This is a genomic window from Herbaspirillum sp. Sphag64, assembly GCF_014192645.1.
In the GTDB taxonomy this organism is placed as follows: Bacteria; Pseudomonadota; Gammaproteobacteria; order Burkholderiales; family Burkholderiaceae_D; genus Herbaspirillum.
Map to the genome: position 1 here is coordinate 1 of NZ_JACHYE010000034.1, position 3,038 is coordinate 3,038.

Genomic DNA, 3,038 nt, shown 5'->3' on the forward strand with positions numbered 1-3,038 from the left:
GCCGACCTCGGCGTGCAGGTCATCGAAGGACGTGACAAGCAACCGACAGTCAGTATCGACCTATCCCAAATGGGCGGTATGTACGCGAACCATATCCGCCTGATTGGCACCGAAGCCGGTGTCGGCGTGCGCAGCATGGGCAACATCGCCGCGCAGGCAGGCGATATCCAGATCGACAGCAGCGGCAAACTCACCTTCATCGGCGATACCACTGCAGCACAGCGGTTACAGATTGCCAGCGGCGAGAGCATCGTCAATCAAGGCACCTTGTCGGCAGGTGGTGATATCGATCTACACGCTTCTGATCACATCGATAATCAGGCGGCACAGCTGCTCGCTGGAGGCGATCTCAAGCTCAACAGCAACAGCCTCGACAACACCGGTGGCGTGATCCAGGCCAATGGCAATGCCAGCCTGAGCTTGAGTCACGATTACACGCATGCCCAAGGCGATACTCTGAACGCCGTCGGCGATCTTGCCATTAGCACCAGCGGCAATGTCATCAACCAAGGCGAGCTTACCGCAGGCGGCAATCTCTCGGTGCAAGCTGCCACCATCGCCAATCACCACGATGGCCTGTTGAGTGCCGGTCAATTGACCCTGCTCAAGGCCGGTCAAACCATCACCAATACCGGCCGCATCTTCGGTGACGACATTGCCATTGGCGCGCAGTCACTGACCAATGATAGCGATCGCACCAGCGCCGGCGTGATTGCCGCCCGCAACACCCTGCACATCGGTGCCCAGCAGATCATCAACCGCGAACATGCCCTCCTCAAGAGCGAGAGCAACCTAGCCATCGGCGGCAGTCTGGATGCCGAACATCACGCCACCGGTAGCGCCGACTCCATCGTCAACAGCTCCGCCACCATCGACAGCGCAGGCCAGCTCGCCATCACCAGCGCCGCGCTGACCAACACCAACGCCCACTTTGCCAGCGAGATTGAACTCGACCCCAGTCAAACCCGCCACTGGACCGAATACGAACTCGACGGCAATCCCACCGTCTACCGCGCCGACGACGTCTTTACCAGCGATAGCGGCAGCACCACCAAACTCGTCATCCGCGCCACCGGTGCCAGCCATGATGACTACACCACCCGCCGCATCACCGAAACCACCAGCCGCACCGTCGTCATCGAGAGCGATCCCGGCCAGATCCGTGCCGGTGGCGATCTGCTGCTCAGCGGCGGCAGCGTGCTCAACGATAAAAGCGTCATCGTCGCTGGCGGCACCCTCAGCGCTCAGATCGAGGGACTCGACAATGGCGGCAGCAACCCGCTGGGTGAAATTTACGTCCATCAAGACATCACCTCCACCCACCACACCTCCGAAAAATGTGCAGGCGGATTTAAACGCTGCAACAAAGAAAGCACCGTCCGCCTCCAGCGCGATTTACCGGTCACCCATTTCGACCTCGGCATCTGGCAAGCCGATTCCCATCAACCCTATAACAGCATCGGCAATCCAGCCCATGGGCAGACGCCCCGCCTTGATCAACTGACCGGCCATCAACTCTATCGGCCCGTCACCACCCCCGACGCCACTTACCTGATCGAAACCCACCCGGCCTACACCAACTATCGTCGCTATCTCTCCAGCGACTACCTGTTCGGGCGCTTGAGCATGGACCCGCAAGCCATGCAAAAGCGACTGGGCGATGGTTACTACGAACAACAACTGATCACCAACCAGATCCTGCAGCTCACCGGACGCCAGACCCTGGGGACCTATGCCAGTCAGGAAGCCCAATATCAAGCCCTGATGGACGCCGGTGTCGCCTATGCCCAGCAATTCGCACTGCTTCCCGGCATGGCACTATCGGCAGCCCAGATGGCCACCCTCACCACCGATATGGTGTGGCTGGTCGAACAAACCGTCATGCTGGCCGATGGCAGTTCGCAACAGGTACTGGTCCCGGTGGTCTACCTCAGCAAGTTGCACGCCGATGATGTCAAACCGAGCGGCGCCCTGATCGCCGCTGACAAGATTGACCTGCGCCTCAACGGCAGTCTGGACAATGCCGGTACGCTGCAAGCCGACCAACAATTAGTGATCCAGGCTGGCACTGATATCAACAACCGGCTCGGCACCCTCAGCAGCAAGGGCGACACCCTGCTGGTGGCAGGACGTGACATCAACAACCAGTCCGGCACCATCCAGGCCGAACAACTGGCCCTCCTGGCCGGACGTGATATCCAGCTAGAGACGTTGACCAACACCAGTACCAGCAGCAGTAACAGCAGCATCCAGATTGCCCTTGATCGCATCAGCACCATCAACGCCGGCACCGTCACGGCACAGGCCCAACGCGACCTCAATGTCAGCGCCGCCGTCATTACCAGCAGTGGCGACACCAGCCTGATGGCCGGGCGTGACCTGAACCTCAAGGCGGTCACCACCCAAGATGAACTCAACGTCACCTATGACAGCAAAAACCACCTCTACCAGCACCAGGAACAAGCCAATGGCAGTGTCATTCACAGCGGCGGCAACACCAATCTGGTCGCCGGGCACGACCTGAATACTGCTGCTGCCTATGTCAATGCCGAACAGGATCTGAACGTCCTCGCTGGCGGCGCGATCACCATCGGCAGCGCCACCCACAGCAGCACCTACGACCAGGAAGTCTATGTCGATACCGACAACGTCATTTCGTCCAGCAGCAAGCACATCCGCGACCAGCAAAGCAGTACACAAGCCATCGGCACCACCCTCTCCGGTGACAAGCTCACCCTACAGGCAGGAACAGACCTCCATGTGATCGGCAGCGATCTGGTAGCCACCCAAGACCTGCAACTGACAGCCACCAACAACGTCAACATTCTCACCAGCCAGAACAGCGCCAGCCAGACCTACCGCAAAGAAGAGAAGACCTCCGGTGTCTTCAGCGGCGGCGGCATTGGCATCACCGTCGGCGTCAAGACCGAAGACAACGATCAAACCAGCCACCAAGTCAGCAACAACGCCAGCACCCTCGGCAGTACCAATGGCCATGTCAGCATCAGCGCCGGCAAGACCTATACCCAAACCGGCAG

At 59.6% G+C, this 3,038-nt stretch carries 1 protein-coding gene; it reads left to right on the forward strand.

What is annotated here, in order from left to right:
• On the forward strand, window positions 1-3,038 hold a 3,038-nt coding region (locus FHW66_RS20655), incomplete at both ends, for a hemagglutinin repeat-containing protein (protein WP_183381709.1).